Below are 24,866 nucleotides of genomic sequence, written 5' to 3'. Positions count from 1 at the left end.
AAGGTACAAGTCAAACTTTATTGAATGTTCTTTATTGATTCAGGGGCATTGTGCTGTGATTTTATCTACCCCCTTATCGAGCTCAACTGTCTGATCATGGTGATCGAGGTGTTGATGCCCTGGCTGCTGAAGAATTTCACAATTTTGCTTAGTTCCCCAGTTTCGATCGATTTGAGCTCGGTACCGTGAAATCGACATGAAGAATCCACTGTGGCTCTAAAGCTTTTAACGCTTGTTTAAGGCATCCAAGTTTTTCGGATGAGTGTTTGTATCAGATGAAATACTTAAGGCTCTTAGAAACGATTTTAGAGGGGTCGTTTTTTGGCCCCTTTTTTAAGTTTTTGATCTTCACTTCATCTGGCGACCAATAAGGCTTGTGAAAACGAAGCCTTGGTCAAATATGGCGTTATCCAGGCCAACAAACTTGCTCTGGCGACCAAAGACCGTTGATCTTCTTCTGGATTTGGTCACGTTTGACGGTTTTTAGAAGCTACCCCAACCAAATCAATCTTTAAGGAAACGTCGAGGCATTGCGCTGTGATTTTATATGTCCTTTATCTAGCTCGATTACCTGGTCAGCGTAATTGGCTTGATCAAGATGATGAGTAGCCACGATGACGGTGACACCTTGGCTGCGTTGGTTGTTAATCACCATATCGATGAGGTGGGCGGCGTGGGAGTCTACGGCGGTGAGGGGTTCGTCGAGAAGCAATAAAGGCGCCTGTTGCGCAAGCCCCTGCGCTATCAGAGTGCGTTGGCGCTGACCGCCTGAAATTTCCCCGAGCGGGCGGTCGGCGAGGTCTAAAATTCCTAAGAGTTCGAGGCAGCTATCCACGATGTTTCGGTCTTTAGCAGTGAGACGTTGCCAAGTTTTTCTAGCAGACCAACGTCCCATGTTGACTGTTTGGCGGACGGTGATGGGAAGCGTGTGTGATACGTGACTGCGTTGGGGGACAAATGCGATGTTGGGCGCGAGGTTGTCTATGCTTCCGGCGCGAGGTTTTAGTGTTCCTGCCAGAGCTTCTAACAGTGTGGATTTTCCAGAGCCATTGGATCCGATTAACGCTGTGATCTGGCCGGTGGGAAAGCGTGCTGAAATGTTGTTAAGCGCGATGTGATTGCCATATGCGCAGGTGAGATTGCCTACTCTAAGATCTGCCATTTCTTAATGATAACGGTTATCATTTTCAAATGCAGTTTTTGGTCGACTTTTTTCTGACTCCTTTTAACGTTTCTTTTGTTTCCCGCGCGCTAATCGCCGGATGCCTGGCCGCTATTTTGTGCGCTCTTATTGGTACGTGGGTAATTTTGCGCAGACTCACCTTTTTCGGCGACGCCATGTCCCACGGCATGCTTCCCGGCGTGGCCACAGCATCACTACTGGGTGGGAATTTGATGTTCGGCGCGGCGATTAGCGCATTAATTATGTCAGCGGGAGTGGTGTGGACCAGCAGAAAATCTAGCCTCTCCCAAGACGTGAGCATCGGTCTGCAATTTATCACCATGCTTTCACTCGGCGTGGTTATTGTTTCCCACTCCGACTCTCATGCCGTGGACCTCACCGGTTTTCTTTTTGGCGACATCCTTAGTGTCCGCTGGAAAGATATATTCATCATCGCGGTTGCCACAGCACTTGGCACGTTGATCATTTTCCTTTTTCATCGCCAGTTCACCGCACTTACTTTTGATGAACGCAAAGCCCACACCCTTAGACTTGCACCCCGATTCACTCACCTGCTCATGTTGGCGTTAATCGCCTTGGCCACCGTGGTGTCCTTTCAGGTGGTGGGCACACTTTTAGTGTTCGGACTTCTTATTGGGCCACCAGCCACAGCAGCGCTTTTGATACAACATAAAGCCAGCATTTCCCTGATCATGATCGTTGCATCACTTCTTGGATGTGCGGAAATTTACCTCGGATTACTCATCAGCTGGCATGCCAGTACCGCAGCAGGAGCCACCATCACCCTACTCAGCGCCATAGTGTTTTTTGGATCCTTATTGACAAAGAGTGCCATTAGTAGGTTAAACTTCACCGCGTGATACTGAAAGACATTTTCAATAACAAGGGCTGTTTGAAAACGCTCCCGATTCAGGTGGGGCCTGCTCGGGCACTCCGAAAACTACTAGCCGTACCAGCCGTAGCTGTGTCGCTAGCTTTTGGTATCACTGCATGTTCCACCTTTTCCACAGCTGATGACACCCCTGACATTGTGGTCACCACCAATATTTTGGGCGATGTGGTGGAGCAATTAGTCGGAGATTCTGCAGATGTCCACGTGCTCATGAAACCTAATGCCGATCCGCATTCTTTCGGTGTTTCCGCACATGACGCTGCAGTGATGGAAAACGCTGATCTTATTGTGGCTAATGGATTAGGACTGGAAGAGGGCCTTCAATCCAATGTGGACAATGCCAAAAGCCAAGGGGTTCCTGTCTTGGAAGTCGGCGAACACATAGGTGCGATCGAGTACTCCCCTGGAGTTCCCGACCCCCACTTCTGGACAGACCCGGCGCGCATGATTACTGCCACCAAGGTCATAGAAGCAGAACTAATCAAAGAACTCGATCCATCACTGACGGAATCAATCACAAATTCGGCACAGCAATACCGCGAAGAACTTAAGTCTTTGGATGAGGAAGTCGCCGAATTACTCACCAGTGTGGCTCCCGACAACCGCAAGCTCATAACCAATCACAATGTGTTTGGTTACCTTGCTAAGCGGTTCGACTACACCGTCATCGGAACCATCATCCCAGGTGGAACCACATTGGCGGCACCTTCAGCTTCTGATCTCAATGACATCTCCACAGCCATTGAAGATAACAATGTTCCCGCAATCTTCACCGATACTTCAAGCCCACAACGTCTCGCTGAGGTTTTGGCCAGTAATGCCGGCATCGATGTGCAAGTGGTGTCTGTTTTTACGGAATCACTCACTGACTCAGACGGTGAAGCCCCCACGTATATCAGCATGCAAAAAATCAATGCCCAGCGCATTGCAAGCACTTTATCTTGATCGCTCCCTACATTTGACCCGAAGGAGAACTATGAAACACCCCAAGCTGCTTCTTATTGCCACAGTGTCTACTGCCTCTATCTTGCTGGCAAGCTGTGGGACAGATAGCTCCGCCGATCCAGCGGATACTGCAACTACCTCGAGCTCCGCGAGCACTGAGGAACATAACCACGAAGCCGAAGGCAGCGACACCGCAGTAGAGGTATCTTCCCCACAAGCCCGCATTGTGGCAACCTACGACGGCGGTATTATCACCCTCGACGCCAGTACTTTAGAGGTTTTGGAAGACACCGAACTAGCAGGTTTTAACCGCCTCAACAGCGCCGGCGATGGACGCCACGTATTTGTCTCCACAGGTGGCGGTTTCCAGCTTTTTGATACCGGCGCATGGACTGAACCACACGGCGATCACACCCACAGCTACACCTCCACCCCAGAACTTACCGATATCACCTACTCCACCGATAAGCCTGGTCACGTGGTAAATCACGCCGGAAAGACCGTTCTTTTCGGCGACGGTGACGGCAAGATCCAAATCTTTGATACCGCGTCCCTCCTCAAAGGCGAAGAGGTAGAACCCGAAATCAAAAACGCCCTTGAAGCCCACCATGGTGTGGCAGTTGTTCTAGAAAACGGCGACCTGCTGCACACTTTGGGAAATGAAGATTCCCGCAACGGCGCAGTAGTCTTCAACGCAGCCGGTGAAGAAATTGCCCGCAATGAACAATGCCCCGGCGTTCACGGTGAAAGCGCAGCTCTAAACGACGCCATTGCGGTTGGTTGCGAAGACGGAGTGCTGATTTACAAGGATGGCGAGTTCACCAAGGTCCAGGCACCTGATGCCTACGGACGCATTGGCAACCAAGCTGGTAGCGATATCTCCCCTGTTGTTCTCGGTGATTACAAAGTAGATAAAGACGCAACGTTGGAACGTCCAGAACGTGTTTCTCTCACCAACACCGAAACCGGCGAACTCACCCTCGTTGACCTCGGAACTTCCTATTCTTTCCGATCCCTTGGCCGTGGCCCTGCCGGTGAAGCCGTTGTCCTTGGCACCGATGGCGCACTCCACATCATCGACCCCAACACCGGCTCAGTGACCAACACCTACCCCGTCATCGACGAATGGACCGAGCCTGAAGTCTGGCAGGAACCACGCCCAACCTTGTTCATCAACAAGGACCGCGCTTACGTTTCCGACCCCGCGAACAACGAACTCCACGTCGTTGACCTAGCCAACGGAAACATCCTCGCCAGCGCCACCCTGCCCGGCACCCCCAACGAGCTCACCGGTGTCAGTGGCTAGAAAAGAATTGCTTCTCGACGCCTCCCTCCACCCCTTCAGGCAAGCCTAGCGCGCTCCTCACTCTAGATTTCAAGACCCTCAGTGTAGAAACTGAGGGTCTTGAGTGTATAAAGTGACGTCCTCAGTGGCGTAGACTGATAGCTACATCTACTACTTCCGATAGATTGTGGGGCACAAGCCACCATGGAACCATTTGAATTAGAAGAACATCTCGATCGGCTAAGGAAAAACCGAAAAGACGATAAAACCATAGAAGTTAAATCCTGGAGTTCGTCGCCTTCAGGCGAAGAATCAAAAAGCTTCTGGGAATCCTTGAGCGCATTTGCAAACACCAATGGTGGATACATTCTTTTAGGGCTAAGCGAGCCAGACTTCACTCCCGTAGAAGGATTTGACTCACAGATGAGCATTCAATTCATTCGTGCAGGTTTAAATCCACAAGATCGCGACGGCCAAAAAGTAGAGCCGGTACCCCATCATGAAATTAAAGAGATCACTGTTGATGGTGCCAAAGTTGTTGTCATTTCAGTTTCACCATTAGATGTAAACGGACCGTGTTACTACCTTCCCGCTGGCATCAATAATGGCAGCTTCAAACGAGTAGGCGATGAAGATAGAAAGCTCAGTAACCTTGAAATTTACGAACTTCAGAATCGATTCGTTCAAACTAAAATAGATAGGAATCCGGTTCCAGATTCCAGCATCGATGACCTCAATAACCAGCTCGTGACGTTATTTAAACAACGTTTGATTGAGACAGGAAGTCGATCTATTGGAACAGATGACAACTGGTTGCTACGTAAAAATATCACTGCGTCCAACGGAGAACTGACAGTTGCTGGTTTACTGGCTCTAGGAAGCTATCCTCAACAGTTCTTCCCTGGAGTATTCATCGATGTTGCAGTACATCCCGGTCTACATAAGTCACCTATAGGTACCTCAACCCGTTTTGAAGATCGAAAAATCTGCGAGGGAAATCTTCTCGAGATGGTGCAAGAGGCCATGGCTGCCATCAAGCGAAACTTACGTGTTCGCCGAGTCATTGAAGGGCTCTCAGGTAAAGATGTTTTAGAAATACCCGAGGAAGTTTTGAGAGAGGCTCTAGCAAATGCGGTACTCCACCGTGATTACTCCGAGCTAGCTCAAAATGAAGCAATTCATGTAGACATTTACAAAGACCGTGTAGAAATTACGAGCCCAGGCGGACTACCCAATGGTAAACGGCCTGAGTCAATTATGGATGGATACTCTGAACCTAGAAATCGCGTACTTTCACGAATTCTGATGGATATTCCATGGACCCATGAAGTACAAGGAGTGCTTGCCGAAAGTAACGGTAGAGGTGTGCCCCGAATGTTTAATTTGATGCGGGAAGCCGGACTCCCGGTACCAAATTTTAAGATTGATATTTCTAGCGTCACTGTTGAGCTCAGCCGTCATGGACTCCTAGACACTCAAACAAATGAATGGCTTGTAGAAAAGCTTGGGCCGAATTTTTCTAACCCGCAAGGCATTGCTCTTGTTCTTGCAAAAGAACTTGGGGCAGTTACTCCTCGAGATCTCCGCAATCAAACAGGACACGATTCAGAAGACATGCAAAACTTGCTGGATGATCTAGTCGATCGACAAATTTTGCATCAAAGCTCCAAGAATCAATATCATCTAGCTTCGCCCGCAGTTAGTGTGTCCCCAAGCGAGCAGGCGGTCCTCGATGCAATCAACGGATCCACCCCTGTCACCATCCGAGAAATTGCCACGATAACGGGGAAAACTACAGCATCTCTTCGGCCACTGCTGCGATCACTTGTTGATGCAGGTCTTGTAATTGCTACTGCTCCACCCTCGAGCCGTAACCGGGCTTATTTGAAAGCCTAAGCATCATTGCTTTTCGACGCCTCCCCAGATCAAGGAAGCACGAGCAAACAGAAAAATCCCGGCTCGCCATCAAAGGTGAACCGGGAAACTGTGGAGCATAGGAGAATCGAACTCCTGACATCCTGCTTGCAAAGCAGGTGCTCTACCAACTGAGCTAATGCCCCTTTTTGTCCCTGGTGGGCCTAGCAAGAATCGAACTTGCGACCTCATCGTTATCAGCGATGCGCTCTAACCGACTGAGCTATAGGCCCCGATAGGAACAATCCCAAACTTTACCGACTAGTGCCAAAACTACCAAATCACAAGCTTAACGAGGGTTTCAGTTTCTTACCTTTAAAGAAAAATCCCGGCTCGCCATCAAAGGTGAACCGGGAAACTGTGGAGCATAGGAGAATCGAACTCCTGACATCCTGCTTGCAAAGCAGGTGCTCTACCAACTGAGCTAATGCCCCGCACTAAATCAAGTTTAATAAAACTTGCTTTTTAAATTTTACACCCAGCCTAGACATCTAGAGAAATCTGCAGCTAAAGGGATGTTTTTATCCATTTATACTTTTCGACATACCCCGGTTTCTCCAGTATCGATCTCCAAGTACGACCAGTTCTGCAAGAGCAATTCCAATACTCAAATACAGTACGAATGGAGTCAAAATTCCTTCTGGCTCAATGTTCATTAGATAGAGACTGATTCCTATGCCCACGATTCCTACAGCGCCAACAATGGCGATTATCCAGGAAGGTGCTTTGAGCGTCAGTGCCATTGCCATGAATGAAAAAGTAAAAGACACAGCTATGAACACTAAAATTGCCACGGCATCAGAGATCAAGGTAACTGAATTCCAAAGCAATAAAGCAATATAGGCTCCTACATGCAATAGAAACAAAATTGAAATCAGGATGGTGTTTTGCCTGTCCAAAGTCATACCCTTCGTCGATCCAGGAGTAAGCACCTGAGTGAGATTTCTAGTTTACGGCAGCGAACAGCCAGTAGCAGGGCGATTGCATAGGACACCCAGCAAGAAAACCTGACTATCTGAGGCAAAAGCTGAGACGTACTGGCAGCTGCTCCAACGGCCCCTGTCGGTATTTACGTTTCTGCAGGCTTGTTGATCAGCGGCGATTTCTAAATAATCAGGCAGGATTTCTGCGGACTCTCCAATAAACAGAACCCAACGCAATTGAGCTGCAATGCTGTCCACCAATGCGATGAAAATGTCAGGGCCCAAGGACGGTGATCGTGGATAACGGAAACGCGGTACCTAAGAAGGGGGCGTCGAAAAGCTTCCTGCTGCACGCGCGACGCCGTGGAACGCGAGCACCGCACCCGGGCCATAAACTGCGCTGGACCTGTTAACTTTCATGCCTATCAGATCTCCATCGGGGCTCAATTTCAAGCAACAAAAATTAGATATGACTCGAGGCTATAGCAACCAACTCTGCGGCAAGAACCGGGAGTCGGCGCGGACCACTCCACACAGCAGTCAGAGGCCGGGTAACTCCACTACCTTCAAACGGCACGCTAAGTAATCGGCCCAGCGCAAGATGATCACGTAATGCTAATTCACCAAGCACTGCTGGACCTGCCCCTGCTTCAACAACCACCCGAACTGCAGCATTACTGTTCAATACCTGAATTGGCTCCACAGAGTCATAATCTCCAAGCAACTCTTGCAATGCTTCCCTCGTACCTGAACCAGGTTCTCTAACAATCAATGGAGTTTCCGATAACTCTTGAAGGCTGATCTTGCCAGTACGGGATGCCCACTTGTGATTTGGGGAAATGACCACAATGAGCTTGTCTTCTTGCACCACACGAGCATTAAGTCGGACAGGAACATGTGGAGTTTCAATGAAACCAAGCTGCAGTTGTCCTTGCTGGACAGCTTCAACCACTTGAGAAGAATTCATCACAGAGACATCGACGCGAGAGTCAGGAAAACGCATACGCATGGTGGCAATCCAGGAAGGAAGCAAGGTCTCAGCGATTGTCATACTGGCCCCAATATGTAATTTCAGCGGCTGTTCAGTTCGACTTTCTGTCACCCACGCGGTGAAATCTTGCGCAGATTGAAGGAGTTCACGTGAGTGCTCTACGAGCGCAAGACCAGCTGTGGTCGGATGTGATCCTCGAGGGTGGCGGACCAGCAGCTCAGTTTTCATCTCGACCTCGAGCTCTGCAATAGCGCGACTGGCGTTGGGTTGTGCCATTCCAACCTTGCGTGCACCAGCACCCAGGCTTCCCTCTTCTACGATCGCTACAAGTAAAGCGAGTGTTTGAAGATTCGGCCACCGATAATCCATATCAACATTATATGGGTGGATATGGAAAAACCGTCTACCGCATTGTGTGGGAAAAGCGCAGCCTTAAAGCATGTCTACACCCACTCTGACAACAACTTCCCGCTTCATTCACCGACGCATGGAAGTTTTTCAGAAGTACATCCCGGGGCTACTCTTATGCTCTATAGCAGTTTTGATCTCGATGATCGTGAACCATTTCTTTTCAGGTATAAGCCCACTGATTATCGCCATCATCATTGGCATTGCCGTGACCAACCTGGTTCAACTCCCTGCCGCAACCTCGCCTGGGATCACCCTGGCGTCGAAAAAGCTTTTGCGGTTGGGAATTGTCTTCCTTGGATTGCAGTTAGTTTTTTCAGATATTTTGTTACTCGGTTTGCCCATGCTGGGAGTGATCGTGTGCATTGTGGCAGGGGGAATTTTTGGAACGATCTTCTTAGGACGCTTGCTTAAAATGCAACCCACCCAGGTCCTGCTCATTGCTTGTGGTTTTTCCATTTGTGGCGCTGCAGCTGTAGCAGGTGTAGAAGGAGTAACTGATTCCGAAGAAGAGGAAGTCATTACTGCGGTTGCACTTGTTGTTATTTTCGGAACGCTGATGATTCCTTTCATTCCGTTGGCCACTCAGGCCTTGGGCTTATCGAATGAAATTGGAGGGATGTGGGCCGGTGGTTCCATTCATGAGATTGCCCAGGTGGTGGCTGCTGGAGGAATTATCGGTGGTGGAGCTTTAGGCGTTGCAGTTGTGGTGAAGCTTGCGCGAGTACTCTTGCTTGCCCCCGTCACCGCTATTTTGAGTTTTCGCCAGCGGCACCGTGGATACACTTCCTCAGATGGAAAGCGTCCCCCAATCGTTCCTTTTTTCATCCTTGGATTCTTAGCGATGGTAGTTTTACGCTCCACTTTCCCCCTCCCCCATGCGGTCATCTCCGCTGGCGGTTTCTTACAAACTGCTCTACTCTCTGCAGCGATGTTCGGACTCGGGTGTGGCGTGAAGTTTCAAAGCCTCATCCATGTTGGAATTAGGCCCTTCATCCTGGCCCTCGGCTCTACGGTGCTTGTCACCAGTCTTGCACTAGTCGGCATCCTGCTGACCCAGATCTAAGCAAACAGAAAAAATCCCGGCCCACCATCAAAGGTAAACCGGGAAACTGTGGAGCATAGGAGAATCGAACTCCTGACATCCTGCTTGCAAAGCAGGTGCTCTACCAACTGAGCTAATGCCCCTTTGTTCCTGGTGGGCCTAGCAAGAATCGAACTTGCGACCTCATCGTTATCAGCGATGCGCTCTAACCGACTGAGCTATAGGCCCCGATAGGAACGAGAATAGACTCTACCCATAAGTTAACAATTCAACAAATCCCCTGGTCAAAAGCTATGTTTAGCAATGGCCAGGGGTGTTGTTTTATTAGCTAGTCAACTTCCTCTTGTAGTTGAATCTTCAGTCCTCCGAAAAGATCAACGATCGAGTTGTAGATGACTGCACACAACGGTGCGAGCACAGCGATGGTAATCGCTCCGATAGCTCCCAGAAGTGCTGAAATACTCAGGACGAGTCCGAAGGTGATGGATTGTTCTCCACCGACACCTCCAATGACATCGTTGAGGTTTTGCCAGACACCAGCTGCGTTTAGTCCGAAGTAGAGGACGGTTACGCAGATGATCCATGCCACGAGTCCGATGATGGACATTGCCAGTGCAACTCGGAAGGTTGCTAGTGGTGAGATTCGGGTGATGGATACTTCTCGGGATGCCATGTACTACTCCTCGCTATTTTCGTCGGAGTTGGTTTCTTCAGCAGTTTTGGTTGCTGGTCCTTCGACTGCACCCTTTGCTACTGCTTCTGCGGATGCTTCGCCTTCTTCTTCGACGTTTTTGTCGATGGCAAGCAATTCCACTCCGTCTTCCAAATTAACCAGTCGGACACCCATTGTTGCACGTGAGGATGGTCGGATTTGTTTGACTTCGGTACGGACAACACCACCGGCGGAGGTAATGGCGAAGATCTCATCGTCTTCATCTACTGCGATGGCACTGACCAGACGTCCACGCTTCGGGGTGTACTTGAAGGTTACAACGCCAACGCCGCCACGGCCCTGGGTGGAGTATTCCTCAAGTGGGGTGCGTTTGCCGTAGCCGCCAGAGGTGGCAACGAGTAGGAATTCGCCGTCGCGAACCACGGACATAGACAGCAGTTGGTCGTTGTCGCGGAAACGCATGCCCTTAACGCCTGCGGTGGCGCGACCCATTGGACGCAGTTGCTCGTCATCTGCGGTGAAGCGGATTGATTGTCCAAATTCAGAAACCAACAGGAGATCATCATCTTCACCGCACAGTGCAGCGCCGATGAGGCGATCGTCTTCGTTAAGGTTGACGGCAATCAGACCACCGGATCGTGCTGATTCATAATCAAGCAGACGGGACTTCTTCACGCGACCATGAGCGGTAGCAAGCACCAGGTATGGGTAATCTTTGTAGCTTTCCAGCTGGATAACCTGGGCAATTTGCTCGCCTGGCTGGAATTCCAAAAGGTTGGCAACGTGCTGTCCGCGTGCGGTGCGGGATGCTTCTGGCAGTTCGAAGGCCTTCAACCGGTAGACGCGACCGTAGTTGGTAAAGAACAGGATCCAGTCGTGGGTGGAGCTGACGAAGAAGTGACGGACAATGTCATCTTGTTTGAGCTCGGCGCCACGCACACCCTTGCCGCCACGTTTTTGTGACTTGTAGGCATCGACCTTGGTGCGCTTTGCGTAGCCGGTGGAGGTGATGGTGATAACCACGTTTTCACGCGCAATGAGGTCTTCTTCAGAAACATCACCAGTAGCAGCGATGATCTGGGAACGACGCTCGTCGCCATACTTTTCTACGATTTCGGCTAGCTCATCGCGAACGATGCTGCGCTGACGCTCTGGGCTGGCCAGAATGTCCTTCAAATCAGCGATTTCAAGCTCAATTTCAGCGAGTTCATCGATGATCTTTTGGCGTTCCAGTGCCGCCAGACGACGCAGCTGCATAGCCAAGATGGCGTCAGCCTGTGCCTCGTCGACGTCGAGAAGCGACATGAGGCCGGTGCGGGCTTCATCTGGGGTTGGGCTGCGGCGGATGAGTGCGATGACCTCGTCCAGCATGTCCAGGGCCTTAACCAGGCCACGGAGGAGGTGGGCGCGTTCTTCGGCTTTGTCCAGGCGGTACTGGGTACGGCGGACGATAACTTCGATCTGGTGGGCTACGTAGTAGCGAAGCATCTGATCTAGACGCAGGGTGCGTGGCACGCCATCAACAATGGAAAGCATGTTTGCGCCGAAGTTGGTCTGCAGCTGGGAATGCTTGAATAGGTTGTTTAGCACCACGCGGGCAACGGCATCGCGCTTGAGGGTGACAACAATGCGCATACCAACGCGGTCGGAGGATTCATCTTCAATCTTGGAGATGCCCACCAGCTTGCCGTCGCGGACCTGCTCGGCGATATTGGAGATCAGGTTATCGGGGTTGACCTGGTAAGGCAGCTCAGTGATAACGATGACGGTGCGGTTGCCTTCCTCCTCGATGGAGGTAACACCGCGCATACGGATGGAGCCGCGACCGGTGGTGTAGGCATCATGGATGCCTTTATCACCGATGATTAGGCCAGCAGTTGGAAAGTCTGGGCCTTTCACAAACTTCATGCACGCTTCTAGAGCTTCAGCTTCTTCTGCTTCCGGGTTTTCTAAGAGCCAGAAGATGGCGTCGGCAAGCTCATTTAAGTTGTGCGGAGGGATGTTGGTGGCCATGCCGACTGCAATGCCGCCTGAACCGTTCATCAAAAGGTTTGGCACCCGTGATGGAAGCACATCTGGCTCAAGTGTCTTGCCGTCATAGTTTGGTGAGAAGTTGACGGTGTTTTCGCGGATGTCGCGCACCATCTCCATGGCCAGTGGGGTCATGCGGCACTCGGTGTAACGCATAGCCGCAGGGCCGTCGTTACCGCGGGAGCCGAAGTTACCCTGGCCGTCTACCAGCGGATAGCGCATGGACCATGGCTGAGCCATGCGCACCAAGGTGTCATAAATTGCGGAGTCACCGTGTGGGTGGAAGTTACCCATGGTGTCTGCCACTGGTTTTGCAGACTTCACGTAGCTGCGGTCGGGGCGGTAGCCGTTGTCAAACATCGCGTACAAAACGCGGCGGTGGACAGGCTTCAGGCCATCGCGCACCTCGGGGAGGGCGCGGCCGACGATGACTGACATCGCATAGTCGATGTAGCTCGACTGCATTTCCTCATTGATATCAATGGGATTAACGCGGTCGAATTGTCCGGTATTGTCGTCGCTCACTGATCACCTTTCTTCGTGTCAACCCCAACGATTTTAGTCCACAGGCCCCTTTAACGCCTTGCGCGCCCCAAATTTGGTATCAAAGCGATACCATTCTGAGTATGGCTATGACTTTAAGGCTTAACGACGCCCAGGGCCGCGCCCTCACCCTGCTCGCCCGGGCCCAAGGTTGCAGCAAACAAGAAGCTACCACCCGGGCCATCATTGCAGCCGCCAGCAGAGCGGTTGATGACGCTGAGATCGCCGGGCTCGCCCGGGCGATGTTGAAGGAGTATGCGGGCGTCGAAAAGCGAATTAGGCAAGCACGATGAGGGGGCTGTCTGCGGAAAATATCTTGGCCATCGCCGACGAAGTGTGCGCCGCGCACGGGGTTGCGGTGCGGGATTTCGCGGCACTGTCCGCCGCAGCAGCGTTGAGTACCGCAAGTTTTCACGGAGTGCGAGTTTTCGGATCAGCAGAGGCGATGGCTGAAAAAGTTTCTGAAATTATCCGTGCTTTAAAGCCGTTAAGTGGTCGAAATGAAACCTTTGCGGCAGTCACCCAAAGAGTGCTTCTGGAGGTAAATAAATAGACAATACTGTCTAATGTGGCCGATTCGTGCAGCTAAATCCATGAATCTAATCTGTTTTAAAATAGACCATTCAGTCTATGATGTGCTCATGCTTGCTCAGCGTCTTTCCCCCGTCCACATCACGGCACCGCACTTGCCCATCGCGCGTGTATTCCATCAAATCCGCGCGACTGATGCCGATCGCACCTCCTTGCAGCGTGATCTCAACCTTTCCCAAGCGGGAGTCACACGCCATGTGGCAGCGCTCATTGATGCAGGTCTTGTGGAAGAAACCCGTGTTGATGCGGGCGTAAAATCAGGGCGGCCGCGCACCAAATTAGGAATCGATGCACGTCACCTGACCGCTTGGGGCGCGCACATCGGCCTGCGCAGCATGGATCTTACGGTGTGCGATCTCGCAGGCAGGGTGATTAGATACGAGCGCGTCAACCACGAAGTCGCGCAATCAACGGCAGCTGAGACCTTAAATTTTGTGGCACGCAGACTAGAAACGCTAAGTTTGGGTTTGCCCGCGCCACGTAATGTGGGCGTGGCACTTTCTGCTCATCTCAGCGCTGATGGAACCGTCACTTCGGAAGATTATGGCTGGTCAAACGTAGATATTGGGGCGCATCTCCCCTTCCCCGCCACCATCGGTTCGGGTGTTGCGGCGATGGCGGGATCGGAAATTATCAACGCTTCCCTGACACAAGCCACGCAGTCCACGCTGTATTTCTATGCGCGTGAAATGGTCTCCCACGCCTGGATCTTTAATGGCGCCGTCCACCGCCCCAACAGCGGACGCACGCCGACGGCGTTCGGCAATACAAATACCTTAAAAGATGCTTTTCGACGCGGCCTCTCACCTTCATCATTCTCCGATTTAGTCCAACTCTCCCACACAAACTCGATTGCGCGCGAGATTCTTAACGAACGCGCACATAACCTCGCCGATGCTGTGACCACCGCCGTCGATGTGGTTGACCCCGAAGCAGTAGTGTTTGCCGGCGAGGCTTTTACTCTGGATCCAGAAACACTTCGCATCGTGGTGACCCAGCTTCGCTCAAACACAGGCAGTCAATTAAGAATTCAACGCGCCGATGCCCACATTCTGCGCACTGCAGCTATCCAGGTCGCACTGCATCCCATCCGTCAAGATCCTTTGGCATTTGTAGATTCTTAAGACGTATTGTGGTGCCCCATGTTGCGGGGCAAATGTTACGGAATGTAAGCTTTGTGATTGTTGTGATTGCAGTGACTGTTGTGGTTTGCGGTTTCTGTGGAGGAAGGGTTGCAACACTTTTCAACGAGAATGGCCGAGCGTCCGCTTGATTTTAAAGCGTAAAGCGCCGGTCTTTTCTCATTTCACTTAAGATATGCACCATGACTTCACTCAAGGACTTACTTGTCTCCACAAACTTCGACGCTGCAGTAAAAGATATGTCAGCCTTCATCGAAGAAACCGTGAGCAAGCAATCCGGAATCACCGGCATCGCACTCAAAGGCGCAATGGCTGCAGCAACAAAAGTAGATTCCGATATCGTAACCAAAGGCTCCAGGCGCCTTTTGCCAGAAATGGCTGATTCCCTAGATGGCCTGTGGCAGGATTACAAAGCTAATGGCGGTGCTACAGATTTCGGCGCACACCTAGAAGCCAACAGCTCCAGCGCACTTGATGCGATTTTGAACGTTGCTGACCGCAACGCAAACAACATCAACGTCCCCGGCCTAGACAAGGTGTACAAAGGCGTACGTGGCAAAGCTGCCAAGGTAATTGAACAAGAACTACCAAAAATTGGCCAGTTGATAGAAAAGCACGCACAATAACTAGGTGAGCAACCCTAATCAGAAACCTTTAGATCCCGCACAAAGATTCTCCTTACCTGTTAGGTGGGCGATGTTTTTTGTCGGGATCTTTATTATGTCTTTCGCCATCGGCATTACTGTCCATGCAGGCCTTGGCACCACCACAATTTCATCCCCACCAGTGGTTTGGACCGCTGCTACTGGCTTATCACTTGGATGGACCACCATTATCTTCAATGGTTTTCTTATTCTTTGCCAGATGATTGTGCTGCGGTCACAATTCAAACCACACATGCTGATCCAGATTGTGTGGGCATTCCTCTTCGGTTTTCTTTGTGATTTCAGCCTTCTCTTAACAACCTGGGCAGAAACCGATAATTACTTTGTGGCATGGATTTGGGTCATCGTGGCCACCATCTTGATGTCGATCGGTGTTTTTATAGAAGTGCTCCCCAACATCACGTTCATCGCCGGCGAAGGCATCGTATCCGCATTGGTGACGAGATTTCCCAAAGTGGAATTTGGCACCATGAAACAAATCGTCGACTGGACCTTTGTTTCCTGCGCAGCGATTTTGTCCTGGATCACCATGGGTGCCCTCATAGGTGTGCGCGAAGGTACTGTGTTCGCAGCCTTTTTCATCGGATTTTTTGTCAGACAATGGCGCAAACTCTACCTCCGTTCCATCGGCCACTAAGACATTTGGCGTAGAAAAAGCTCGAGCGTTGCCTCCGGCTGCCGAGCCCACCTATTGTGGCCAAGCTCCTCCGGAATTTCCTCAAAAGTAACCTGAGCAGCGGGAACAAAACTAGCCAAGGCCTCCATTGATGCTCGCGGACAGTCCTCATCATCAGGGCATCGAGTAAAAGTAATGGGGATGCTCACATTCTTCATCGCTTCCACATAGTTAATATCCTGCTTGGAAAGATCTTCCAAAGAATTGTGTTTATGAAATAGTCGCCATTCCCGCATGTGAGTTCCCGATTGTCGGCCGTAACCCACCAAGTCTTTTCCTAAAACTTTACCTGGCCAAAATCCCATGACATGCCCACCAATGCCACCGAGCAACACAGCCCCCAATCCCAAACGCTTCCCCATTTTAGGACTAAACGTAGGCCTCCACGGCGAACCAGCCCCCACTCCGAAAATTGCTTGAAGATTGTATTTTTCAGCCTCTGGACGAGCTGCAAAAAGACAAGAAATCTGCCCACCCATCGAATGCGACAAAAACCTCATGGGATGATCTTGGGCCAAGCCAAGTGCAGTTTTCGCAGCAGCAATCTGAAGCGGGAAATCCACGGAAGCCAAATCATGGTATCCCCACTGATTCTTTCGGCTAGCCTTCGCTGAACTTTGACCCTGACCACGTAACTCACCAATAGCCACGTGGTAACCAGCATTATTTAACGCAGCTGCAATCGGACGATAATAATATCCACCCATGCCAAAACCTGGCCACATCATCACAAACGTGGCGTCTTTATTTTCCGACGCCCAAATCTGGACTGGAGTAGACGATCCATCAGGCAGTGGAACATGTGCAGTGGTGGTGGGTTCAGTAGATAACACGTGCCCAAGAGTATCTGTGAAGTTGGAGGTTTTCAGCTTTTGCTCTCTGCAGGCCACATTCCGGGCCACATAAGGCACACAAACTTCCAGGATGAACACTGGTGTGTACTGAGGTTTGCCGCCGCCTTTAACTTCGAGACCTTGACTGCGATTTCACCCTTTCGAGTTCGCGTTCCAATTCCTTATCCCCAATTTCGCACATTCGATACCAGTCGGTTTGGGGTGGAAATACGACTGAAATCGGTGTTAAGAAATTGAGCTTGAGGTATCGGAGGTGCGGTATCGAACTTAAGGAATCGCACTTTAGTGACCGACACGCTCAGGGGTGTTTTAAGGCGTCGAAAATCTGTGATAAGCATTGGTATGGATGGGGCCTTGAAAAGCCCTTAAAAGCGATTCTGGAGCCTTAAGATTTTTGAGGTCAGCCACCAAAATTTCGACCACCCACGCCAGACCAAACATACGTGACAAGAAATCCCGAAATCCCGAAACTTTGGCACGTATGTTTGGTTCGAGTCAGATCACGGTGCTCAAGCCCCTCAGAAACCCCAATGTTGGGTATCTGTGTCCGACCCCAAGGTGAAATCACAAAACCGCCCCTGGATTTTCCAAAGGCGGGACATGTGAATGCTGATTAGACGTCTAGGAAGCGGACATCCTTGGCATTTCGGGTGATAAAGCTGCGGCGAGCCACAACATCGTCACCCATCAAGATGGAGAACAGTTCATCAGCGCGCTGTGCGTCTGCGATGTCTACGCGGCGCAGAATACGAACGGTTGGGTCCATGGTGGTTTCCCACAGCTCGTTCGGGTTCATCTCGCCGAGACCCTTGTAACGCTGGATGCCGTCATCTTTGTTGATTTTGCGTCCGTTTGCCAGGCCTTCAGCAAGCTGTTCGTCACGTTCATCGTCGGAGAAGGCAAATCCTGGTTCACCGCGCTGCCACTTCAGTTTGTACAGAGGTGGTTGTGCCAAGTACACGTGTCCTTGGGCAACCAGTTCTGGCATGAAGCGGAAGAGCAGGGTGAGCAGCAGGGTTGCGATGTGCTGGCCGTCAACGTCGGCGTCGGCCATCAACACGATCTTGTGGTAGCGCAGCTTCTTGATGTCGAATTCATCATGGATGCCGGTACCGAGTGCTGTGATGATCGCTTGAACTTCGGCGTTTTTCAGTACCTTGTCTAGGCGGGCTTTTTCCACGTTGAGGATTTTGCCTCGTAGCGGAAGGATCGCCTGGAACATGGAGTCACGGCCAGATTTTGCGGAGCCACCTGCGGAGTCACCCTCCACGATGTAGAGCTCGGACTTTTCTGGGTCTTTGGATCGGCAGTCGGCAAGCTTACCTGGAAGGCCACCGAGGTCAGTGGCGGACTTACGTCGAACCAGGTCACGGGCTTTTCGTGCAGCCAAGCGGGCTTGCGCAGAACCAACAGCTTTGTTGATGATCACTTTGGCTTCAGCAGGGTTTGCTTCCAGCCAGTGTCCAACGTGCTCGTTGGTCATTTTTTGCACAAATGACTTGATTTCGGTGTTGCCCAGTTTGGTTTTGGTCTGGCCTTCAAACTGTGGGTCGCCAACACGAACGGAAATAACAGCGGACAGGCCTTCGCGGCAGTCATCACCAGTGAGGTTGGCTTCTTTTTCTTTCAGAAGTTTGTGCTCACGAGCGTAGCGGTTCATCAGGGAGGTCAGCGCAGAACGGAAACCTTCCTCATGGGTACCGCCTTCGCGGGTGTTGATGGTGTTGGCAAAGGTGTGAACTGATTCCTTGTAGGAAGAGTTCCACTGCATAGCCACTTCAACTTCGTGGTCTTCGCCTTTTGCTTCGAATGACACGATGGATGGGTGGATGCCAGTCTTGCTGCGGTTGAGGAATTTTACGTAGTCCTGAAGTCCGTCTGGGTAGTGGAAGACTTTCTTCTTTTCACGCTTTTTAGGCTTTTTTGGTGCATCCGTGGTTTCTTCGACGAGTTCGGTTTCATTGTCGATCTCATCAAGTGACAGCTCGGTTGCGGTTTCGCCCTGCTCAGCGAGTGCTTCTAGTTCTAGTTCTTCATCCGTGGCACGGTTGTCGGTCAGGGTTATGGTGAGACCCTTGTTCAAGAATGCCATTTCTTGCAGGCGACGTGAGATGGTTTCGAAATCAAACTCAGTGGTTTCGAAGATCTCAGCATCTGGCCAAAAACGGATGGTGGTTCCGGTTCCGCGGGCGTTGCCGCCTTCGATGAGATCATCGGGAACGGAATTTTGGAAGTTTTGGTACCAGTGCTTGCCGTGCAGCTTGATGTCAGCTTCCACGCGGGTGGACAGCGCATTCACCACAGAAATACCCACACCGTGAAGTCCACCAGACACTGCGTAAGAATCGGAGTCGAACTTACCGCCGGCGTGCAGCTGGGTCATAACAACCTGGACGGTTGGCGCACCGGATGGGTGCATATCGACGGGAATACCTCGACCGTCATCGACTACTTGTACGCCGCCATCCTCTAGAAGGGTCACTTCAACTTTAGTGGCGTGGCCAGCCATGGCCTCATCCACCGAGTTATCAACGACTTCCCAAATCAGGTGATGCAGTCCACGCGGTCCAGTTGAACCGATGTACATGCCTGGGCGTTTACGTACCGCCTCAAGACCTTCAAGGATGGTGATCGATGAAGCGTCATAATTGTGTTCAGTGTTTGCCACTTTTAACGAACACTCCTCGCTACTTATCCGATACAGACCTTTTCATCTTACACGCTTAGGGCCCCACCTAGCACCGCACACAACGCGAGAAACGGCAAAATAGGCCCCAATTCGACGATTTTCTTCACCAAACTATCCGTAAGTGTCTCTCGGACCCCGTCCTTTGACGTGCAAAGGCCCTTTGCGCCAGCTCGGTACTTTCGGTCCAAAAATACGCAGCTCGGTAATGATGTTCGGCCCGACTTTTTCGGCGATGACCTGCAAAATCTGCCGTTGCATCATGCGGAGATTCGTCGCCCACGCAGTGGAATCACAAGTAATAAACAGTTTTTTATCTTTGATCATTTCTACGCGCGTATGCTGCGCAATCTTCGCCCCAACTAGCTCCTCCCAGTTGGATGTCACCCAACCACCGGCAATATCTTTGCCCCAACCACGACGCTGAATTTCCTTATTCAGCACAGATCCAAGCGATTCCGCGCCCCGCACATAGCGTTTTTGGCGGCCGTCTAGGCCGCTGGGACGGCCCTTTTTTCGCTTGTCGACGCCTCCCTTCGGCGCTGGGGGGCGTCGAAAAGCATCATTCTTTTTGAGGTCTGGAACGGATCCATTTCGACGCATGGCTTCAGCGCGGATGCGTTCAAATGCCTGCTCAATGGGATCAGTCATGGTGTCGAATCCAGTAGTGAAATACGGCCGGTATCGGAGTCTTGAACGGTGACGGTATGCTGTGCGGCGAGCACATTTTTGAGATTTTCCGGCAGATCATCGTGGACCGCGGCAGTGATCAGTACCTGTTCAACGCCTTGGGCGATGCTGACAAGTTTTTCTCGGCGTCCGGCATCGAGTTCGGAAAACACATCATCCAAAATGAGAATGGGATCAGTGCCATCGGAACGCAGAAGGTTAAACTCTGCGATTCTTAGAGACAGGGCAAAAGACCAGGTTTCCCCGTGGCTGGCAAAACCTTTGGCTGGCTGATCACCTAGCAATAATTCCAGGTCATCGCGATGTGGGCCGACCAGACTTGAGCCTCGTTCAATTTCTCGTTGCCGTTTTGCCGCTAACTCCGTGAGCAATGTGGCCTCGATGATTCCAGCATCAAATTCCGGATACTGGGCCAATCCGGCATCGATGGTGGTTTTGTAATTTACCGCTGCCGGCCTAGATTCAGGTGCGATCGTGGCATAGGCATCGAAAATTTTCGAGCCCAGCTGATTAAGCAGCGCAAACCGGGCTGCCATCACTTCTGCACCCAAGCGCGCTAACTGCCCATCCCACGTGTCCAATGTGCTTAAAGCAGCTGCACCTTCCTCCGTGCCATATCCACGACGAAGTGCAATGGTTGCGGTTTTAAGCAGGGCGTTTCGTTGTTTCAGCACCTTGTCATAATCCGCTTTGACACCTGCCATTCGAGGTTGGCGGGTAGCGATAATGTCATCTAAATATCGGCGGCGCTCAGCAGGCTCACCTTTGACTAATGCCAAATCTTCAGGCGCAAACAGCACGGTTTTGACCACGCCGAGAAGTTCCCTGGGGGTTTTTAACTTCGTGCGGTTAAGGCTTGCTTGGTTTGCTGCATGTGGTTTGATCAGCAGATGAGCTGCCAGTTCTCGGCCTTGATTAACAGCTACGGCCGACACTCGTGCATTTGCTGCATGTGCTCGCACTAGGGGCGCATCCGAGGACACCCGGTGAGACGACAAATGTGCAAGGTAACCAATTGCTTCAACAATGTTGGTTTTTCCAAAACCGTTGCGGCCGATAAATACTGTAATTCCAGGTTCCAAATCTACTTTGAGTTCAGGCCAGGAACGATAATCGCGTAATTCCAAAGAACGGATATGCATATCTTCTGACCTCCTTAAAAGTTATGAGATTGGAATGAGATTGGATAACGCGCCTGTCTTTGTCATTCTAGGAGTTTCAAAGGCAGGCGCGAAAGTGATGATTGTGGTGTTTAGCCTGGCAGGCGCACTGGCATCAGCAAGTAGGTGAAGTAAGTATCCGGGGTTTGGAAAATCCCATTTTCATTAGCTGATGGAAGTTCTTCAGGTTCTGGAATCATAATTGCTGGCCGTGATGGCTCAGTAAATCCAAACACTGCACGTGAGGTTGGTACGACAGAAAGTCCATCTTTCAAATAACCGGGGTTAAAGGCGATGGTGAGTTCTTTACCTGTGAATGCACACGGCAAGGTTTCTTCAGCATGTCCGGCCTCAGTAGCACCGGCGGTCAAGATGACCTGGCCTTCACTGAAATGTAAAACAATCTGAGCATTGCGTTCTGCAACGAGGGACACACGGCGAATGGCATCGACTAGTGGTGCGATTTCTACCGAGGCAATGGCAGTGTGCTCTTTGGGAAGCAGTGGTGCGATGTTGGGGAAATCTGCATCAAGAAGACGAGTGGTGGTTTCGCGGTTATCGGTGTGCACACCGAATAGTCCTTCGCGGCCAACCTGATCGCCAGTTCCCACGGCGATATCGATGGAATCGTTCAAACCAGTATCCAAGGATCGTGCATTATCTAGCAATGTACGTGCAGGAATTAGCAGTTTCACGTTGAGTTCTGGGTCATTGGCTTCCCACTCAAAGGTGCGCAAGGCCAAACGGAAACGGTCTGTAGCGGCAAGGTTGATCTGATTGCCTACGATTTCCATGTTGACACCGGTGAGCATGGGCAAGGAATCATCTTTACCTGCAGCTGAAGCTACCTGGGAGACTGCTTCGGTAAACAGCTTTGCGTTGATGGAGCCAGTACCAGCTGGAAGCTTGGGCAGCATTGGGTAATCATCAAGCGGGATCAAAGGAAGCTCGAAGCGGGAAGAACCACATGTGACAAACGCTTTTGATCCGTCGATGCGGAAATCAACTGGCTTGTTGGGCAAAGATCCTGTGATTTCAGACAGTAGTTTACCTGCTACAGCGATGCGTCCTGGTTGTGAAACTTCAGCTGATAAGCGAACACGCGTGGACACGTCGTAGTCGTAGCCTGCTAGCTCTAAGCCTTCATCATCGGCAGTGATCAGCATGGCTCGAAGCACCGGCTGAGTCGGTTTTGTGGGCAGGTTGCGAGCGACCCAGGCTACCGCGGTAACCAGGTCTTCCCTGGCCACACGGAAGGACACATTTTGTGACTCCATGCTGTTTAAAGCTCCTTGGGAAAATAGATCCAACAAATATAGTTCATCGTTTAACTAAATCCGGACATCCACCAATAGGTAAAACTTCTCGAGGAAGTTCCCGTTCGGTTAAGACCTTTTCCGAATTACACAAACCCAACCTACCTGTGATCCCTGCAGATCTGGAATTTGTAATTTCAATTTCTTCGAAGCATCCAACCTAGTTGTTTAGGCACCAGAACCTTATCCCCGAGAGTTTCTCCCCAACCCCTCTTTCTTGTAGTTAATTTCTAGTTAAAAGATTGGTAGTAACAGTAAGTCCTGTTCAAACTGTGGATAGACCGTTGTTTTACAAGGTAGCTGCCAAATTCCGCGGTGTGAACTGGGGTGTGAATTGATTGTGGATAACTTTTGCTATCTGTGGATAGATTTTGAGGTGGGTGTTTTATCCCCAGTCTGTGCAGATGTATCCCCAGCTTATCCCCAATTTTTAGGAAGTTATACACAAGTGGTTTGGTGGTGTATTTCGGATTTTAAAGTGAGCAAGCTCACGGAATTACAAGTTTGTAATTACACTGTTGTGAATAACCCTGTGGATAACTTTTTGAGCTGGGCTTTTTGCAGATTCCCACGGAAAACACCTGCACAATGCTTGAAAATTGGCGAATTACAAAAAGACCCATCCGAAGATGGGCCTTTTAGAGGAAAACTTGTAATTTGAGTCGGTGTCTAGTTCCGTCCGCGCGATTTGATCAGCTGAGTCAGTTGCTGAATCTCATCGTAAGTATCGCGTTTTTCTGTCATTTCCTGGCGGATCTTACGATCTGCATACATCACAGTCGTGTGGTCTTTTCCACCAAAAACATCACCGATCTTGGGCAAAGACATATCGGTTAGCTCACGGCACAAATACATGGCCAACTGCCTGGCATGCGCTACTGCACGTGTTTTTCCTGCTCCACGCAGTGTATCTACGGAAATTTCAAAATAATCTGCAGTAACTTCCATGATCACCGGCGCAGTGATTTCCATATCCTCAGGTTCTGGGAGGATATCGCGCAACGCAACGATGGCCATTTCTTTATCAATTGGCTGATTAATCAACGAAGAATAAGCCGAAACGCGGATCAGTGCGCCCTCAAGCTCGCGGATCGAAGACTCAAAACGGCTGGCAATGAGTTCAAGGACTTCCCGATCCACGTGCGTGCCGTCGGTTTGTGCCTTCTTCATCAAAATCGCAATGCGAGTTTCCAGGTCAGGTGGCTGAATATCGGTGATCAGGCCACCTTCAAATCGAGTACGCAAACGATCTTCAAGCGTGGTCAGCTGCTTGGGTGGACGGTCCGAAGACAAAATAATTTGCTTATCCGCCTGGTGCAATGCATTAAAAGTATGGAAAAACTCTTCCTGGGTTCCTTCTTTACCAGCAAGGAACTGGATGTCATCGACCATCAAGATATCTAGATTGCGGTAACGCCTTTTGAAGGTTTCTTGCCTGTCATCACGCACGGAGTTGATGTAGTCATTGGTGAATTCCTCACTCGAGACATATTTAATCCGCAGGCCAGGCTGCAATTCTTGGGCATAATTTCCCACGGCATGCAGCAAGTGCGTCTTACCCAAACCAGAACCACCGGAAATAAACAGTGGGTTGAAAGCTTTCGCTGGGCTTTCTGCGACCGCGACCGCCGCAGCATTGGCAAACCGGTTGAACGGTCCGATCACAAAGCTTTCAAAGGTGTACTTAGGATTGAGGGACACTTCCCGATTAGGGTTGTGAGCAGGGGTTTCACGCGGAATGCGCTGCGGAGTTTGCAATTCCGGAACAGGTTCGGGCACCGGTACTGGGGCCGGTTCTGGGGCGGGGGCGGTGTGGGTGCGTTCCCAGCCATCGCTTATCGACGTTCCCCCTTTCCCACCAACTTCAAATTGTTGTGGCCCTTTAGTAGGTGTTGGCTCCGGCATGGTTTGAGTATCTGGCTGATACTTAAACTCCTGTTGAGCTGGGGTTTCTGGTGCTTCTTGCTCTGGCTCGACACTGACAGCCAGGCTGAAAGAACGCCCCATTGTCAACGACAACACTCGGGTTAATGCTTCGCCCAAGTCCTGCTCAATGACCTTTTTTGCCATCGCATTGGGTGTGGATAGCACGGCGTATCCATCCACAATGGCAATCGGCTTAGTCAGGTTTAAATAAGCACGCTGAGTTGGCGTCAGTGGATCGAATCCACTGTCCGGTTGCTGGCTCAAAGTTGTGATATCTGCAACAACCCGACGCCAGGTTTCGAGCAAAGAAGATGAGTTCTGGCTCAC

The 24,866-nt window shown here is 50.8% G+C and carries 22 protein-coding genes and 5 tRNA genes; 10 read left to right on the top strand and 17 right to left on the bottom strand.

What is annotated here, in order from left to right; translation table 11 throughout:
* Positions 1-511 precede the first annotated feature (511 nt).
* Positions 512-1,162, bottom strand: coding sequence for a zinc ABC transporter ATP-binding protein AztA (gene aztA, locus N24_RS00140; protein ID WP_096453263.1), 651 nt, complete (start codon positions 1,160-1,162; stop codon positions 512-514).
* 29 nt (positions 1,163-1,191) lie between these two features.
* Here aztA and aztB point away from each other — a divergent pair, with 29 nt between their 5' ends.
* The 4 genes from aztB (at position 1,192) to N24_RS00120 (ending at position 6,201) form a co-directional block, all read left to right on the top strand.
* Positions 1,192-2,043 carry a zinc ABC transporter permease AztB gene (gene aztB, locus N24_RS00135; RefSeq protein ID WP_096453261.1) on the top strand — a complete coding sequence of 284 codons (852 nt, stop codon included), beginning with the start codon at positions 1,192-1,194 and terminating at the stop codon, positions 2,041-2,043.
* Complete coding sequence (locus N24_RS00130) at positions 2,040-3,020, top strand: metal ABC transporter substrate-binding protein (RefSeq protein WP_096453259.1); 981 nt, start codon at positions 2,040-2,042, stop codon at positions 3,018-3,020. Before aztB ends, N24_RS00130 begins: the two co-directional genes overlap by 4 nt.
* 31 nt (positions 3,021-3,051) lie before the next feature.
* Positions 3,052-4,326, top strand: coding sequence for a zinc metallochaperone AztD (gene aztD / locus N24_RS00125; protein ID WP_096453257.1), 1,275 nt, complete (start codon positions 3,052-3,054; stop codon positions 4,324-4,326).
* Positions 4,327-4,509: 183 nt separating this feature from the next.
* Entirely contained in the window at positions 4,510-6,201 is a 1,692-nt protein-coding gene (locus N24_RS00120) for an ATP-binding protein (protein WP_096453255.1), read from the top strand.
* A gap of 91 nt (positions 6,202-6,292) precedes the next feature.
* Here N24_RS00120 and N24_RS00115 read toward each other — a convergent pair.
* From N24_RS00115 to N24_RS00090, 6 genes are all read right to left on the bottom strand, one after another.
* Positions 6,293-6,365: transfer RNA gene (locus N24_RS00115), tRNA-Ala, on the bottom strand.
* Between the two features lie 10 nt (positions 6,366-6,375).
* Positions 6,376-6,452: transfer RNA gene (locus N24_RS00110), tRNA-Ile, on the bottom strand.
* A 128-nt stretch (positions 6,453-6,580) separates the two neighbouring features.
* Positions 6,581-6,653, bottom strand: a tRNA-Ala gene (locus N24_RS00105).
* An 87-nt stretch (positions 6,654-6,740) separates the two neighbouring features.
* On the bottom strand, positions 6,741-7,151 hold the full coding sequence (locus N24_RS00100; RefSeq protein ID WP_157736376.1) for a hypothetical protein: 411 nt from the start codon (positions 7,149-7,151) through the stop codon (positions 6,741-6,743).
* Between the two features lie 18 nt (positions 7,152-7,169).
* Entirely contained in the window at positions 7,170-7,427 is a 258-nt protein-coding gene (locus tag N24_RS16490) for a tudor domain-containing protein (RefSeq protein WP_231910757.1), read from the bottom strand.
* Between the two features lie 178 nt (positions 7,428-7,605).
* Positions 7,606-8,502 carry a LysR family transcriptional regulator gene (locus N24_RS00090; RefSeq protein ID WP_096453251.1) on the bottom strand — a complete coding sequence of 299 codons (897 nt, stop codon included), beginning with the start codon at positions 8,500-8,502 and terminating at the stop codon, positions 7,606-7,608.
* A gap of 70 nt (positions 8,503-8,572) precedes the next feature.
* Here N24_RS00090 and N24_RS00085 point away from each other — a divergent pair, with 70 nt between their 5' ends.
* The gene (locus N24_RS00085; protein ID WP_167381973.1) at positions 8,573-9,607 is read left to right on the top strand and encodes a YeiH family protein; all 1,035 of its coding nucleotides are present in this window, start codon (positions 8,573-8,575) and stop codon (positions 9,605-9,607) included.
* Between the two features lie 49 nt (positions 9,608-9,656).
* On the opposite strand, the gene N24_RS00080 is transcribed toward N24_RS00085, so the two are convergent.
* The 4 genes from N24_RS00080 to gyrA form a co-directional block, all read right to left on the bottom strand.
* Positions 9,657-9,729: transfer RNA gene (locus tag N24_RS00080), tRNA-Ala, on the bottom strand.
* An 8-nt stretch (positions 9,730-9,737) separates the two neighbouring features.
* A tRNA-Ile gene (locus N24_RS00075) sits at positions 9,738-9,814 on the bottom strand.
* A gap of 100 nt (positions 9,815-9,914) precedes the next feature.
* On the bottom strand, positions 9,915-10,259 hold the full coding sequence (locus N24_RS00070) for a DUF3566 domain-containing protein (RefSeq protein WP_096453249.1): 345 nt from the start codon (positions 10,257-10,259) through the stop codon (positions 9,915-9,917).
* Between the two features lie 3 nt (positions 10,260-10,262).
* On the bottom strand, positions 10,263-12,815 hold the full coding sequence (gene gyrA / locus N24_RS00065; RefSeq protein ID WP_096453247.1) for a DNA gyrase subunit A: 2,553 nt from the start codon (positions 12,813-12,815) through the stop codon (positions 10,263-10,265).
* A gap of 101 nt (positions 12,816-12,916) precedes the next feature.
* On the opposite strand from gyrA, the gene N24_RS00060 reads away from it, so the two are divergent.
* From N24_RS00060 to N24_RS00040, 5 genes are all read left to right on the top strand, one after another.
* On the top strand, positions 12,917-13,126 hold the full coding sequence (locus N24_RS00060) for a CopG family transcriptional regulator (protein ID WP_096453245.1): 210 nt from the start codon (positions 12,917-12,919) through the stop codon (positions 13,124-13,126).
* Positions 13,123-13,386: a TetR family transcriptional regulator gene (locus N24_RS00055; protein WP_096453242.1), complete on the top strand. Its 264-nt coding sequence runs from the start codon at positions 13,123-13,125 to the stop codon at positions 13,384-13,386. Before N24_RS00060 ends, N24_RS00055 begins: the two co-directional genes overlap by 4 nt.
* Positions 13,387-13,468: 82 nt before the next feature.
* Complete coding sequence (locus N24_RS00050) at positions 13,469-14,548, top strand: ROK family transcriptional regulator (RefSeq protein ID WP_096459493.1); 1,080 nt, start codon at positions 13,469-13,471, stop codon at positions 14,546-14,548.
* Between the two features lie 200 nt (positions 14,549-14,748).
* Positions 14,749-15,192 carry a DUF6918 family protein gene (locus tag N24_RS00045; RefSeq protein WP_096453240.1) on the top strand — a complete coding sequence of 148 codons (444 nt, stop codon included), beginning with the start codon at positions 14,749-14,751 and terminating at the stop codon, positions 15,190-15,192.
* A gap of 94 nt (positions 15,193-15,286) precedes the next feature.
* Positions 15,287-15,868 (top strand): YczE/YyaS/YitT family protein, encoded by a 582-nt coding sequence (locus tag N24_RS00040; RefSeq protein WP_167381971.1) that lies wholly within the window; start codon positions 15,287-15,289, stop codon positions 15,866-15,868.
* On the opposite strand, the gene N24_RS00035 is transcribed toward N24_RS00040, so the two are convergent.
* The 6 genes from N24_RS00035 to dnaA all read right to left on the bottom strand — a co-directional run.
* Positions 15,865-16,740: an alpha/beta fold hydrolase gene (locus N24_RS00035; protein WP_231910756.1), complete on the bottom strand. Its 876-nt coding sequence runs from the start codon at positions 16,738-16,740 to the stop codon at positions 15,865-15,867. The two genes, N24_RS00040 and N24_RS00035, sit on opposite strands and share 4 nt — an antisense overlap.
* A gap of 634 nt (positions 16,741-17,374) precedes the next feature.
* Complete coding sequence (gyrB, locus tag N24_RS00030) at positions 17,375-19,429, bottom strand: DNA topoisomerase (ATP-hydrolyzing) subunit B (protein ID WP_096453236.1); 2,055 nt, start codon at positions 19,427-19,429, stop codon at positions 17,375-17,377.
* A 132-nt stretch (positions 19,430-19,561) separates the two neighbouring features.
* Positions 19,562-20,098 (bottom strand): DUF721 domain-containing protein, encoded by a 537-nt coding sequence (locus N24_RS00025; RefSeq protein WP_096453234.1) that lies wholly within the window; start codon positions 20,096-20,098, stop codon positions 19,562-19,564.
* Positions 20,095-21,279: a DNA replication/repair protein RecF gene (gene recF, locus N24_RS00020; RefSeq protein ID WP_096453232.1), complete on the bottom strand. Its 1,185-nt coding sequence runs from the start codon at positions 21,277-21,279 to the stop codon at positions 20,095-20,097. The genes N24_RS00025 and recF overlap by 4 nt, the downstream gene beginning before the upstream one ends.
* A gap of 110 nt (positions 21,280-21,389) precedes the next feature.
* Positions 21,390-22,574, bottom strand: coding sequence for a DNA polymerase III subunit beta (gene dnaN / locus N24_RS00015; RefSeq protein ID WP_096453230.1), 1,185 nt, complete (start codon positions 22,572-22,574; stop codon positions 21,390-21,392).
* 708 nt (positions 22,575-23,282) lie between these two features.
* Positions 23,283-24,866: chromosomal replication initiator protein DnaA (dnaA, locus tag N24_RS00005; RefSeq protein WP_231910755.1), on the bottom strand; the 1,584-nt coding region annotated here is incomplete at its 5' end.

The sequence above is a fragment of the Corynebacterium suranareeae genome (assembly GCF_002355155.1).
Classification (GTDB): domain Bacteria; phylum Actinomycetota; class Actinomycetes; order Mycobacteriales; family Mycobacteriaceae; genus Corynebacterium; species Corynebacterium suranareeae.
This window is presented reverse-complemented; position numbering and strand designations above follow the sequence as displayed.

Bases quoted from the DNA above. Each gene is read 5' to 3' on its own strand.
- recF (WP_096453232.1), bottom strand. From the start codon at position 21,279: ATGCATATCCGTTCTTTGGAATTACGCGATTATCGTTCCTGGCCTGAA.
- aztB (WP_096453261.1), top strand. From the start codon at position 1,192: ATGCAGTTTTTGGTCGACTTTTTTCTGACTCCTTTTAACGTTTCTTTT.
- N24_RS00045 (WP_096453240.1), top strand. From the start codon at position 14,749: ATGACTTCACTCAAGGACTTACTTGTCTCCACAAACTTCGACGCTGCA.
- N24_RS00085 (WP_167381973.1), top strand. From the start codon at position 8,573: ATGTCTACACCCACTCTGACAACAACTTCCCGCTTCATTCACCGACGC.
- N24_RS00060 (WP_096453245.1), top strand. From the start codon at position 12,917: ATGGCTATGACTTTAAGGCTTAACGACGCCCAGGGCCGCGCCCTCACC.
- aztD (WP_096453257.1), top strand. From the start codon at position 3,052: ATGAAACACCCCAAGCTGCTTCTTATTGCCACAGTGTCTACTGCCTCT.
- N24_RS00120 (WP_096453255.1), top strand. From the start codon at position 4,510: ATGGAACCATTTGAATTAGAAGAACATCTCGATCGGCTAAGGAAAAAC.
- dnaN (WP_096453230.1), bottom strand. From the start codon at position 22,574: ATGGAGTCACAAAATGTGTCCTTCCGTGTGGCCAGGGAAGACCTGGTT.
- N24_RS00090 (WP_096453251.1), bottom strand. From the start codon at position 8,502: ATGGATTATCGGTGGCCGAATCTTCAAACACTCGCTTTACTTGTAGCG.
- N24_RS00070 (WP_096453249.1), bottom strand. From the start codon at position 10,259: ATGGCATCCCGAGAAGTATCCATCACCCGAATCTCACCACTAGCAACC.
- aztA (WP_096453263.1), bottom strand. From the start codon at position 1,162: ATGGCAGATCTTAGAGTAGGCAATCTCACCTGCGCATATGGCAATCAC.
- N24_RS00055 (WP_096453242.1), top strand. From the start codon at position 13,123: ATGAGGGGGCTGTCTGCGGAAAATATCTTGGCCATCGCCGACGAAGTG.
- N24_RS00040 (WP_167381971.1), top strand. From the start codon at position 15,287: ATGTCTTTCGCCATCGGCATTACTGTCCATGCAGGCCTTGGCACCACC.
- N24_RS00025 (WP_096453234.1), bottom strand. From the start codon at position 20,098: ATGACTGATCCCATTGAGCAGGCATTTGAACGCATCCGCGCTGAAGCC.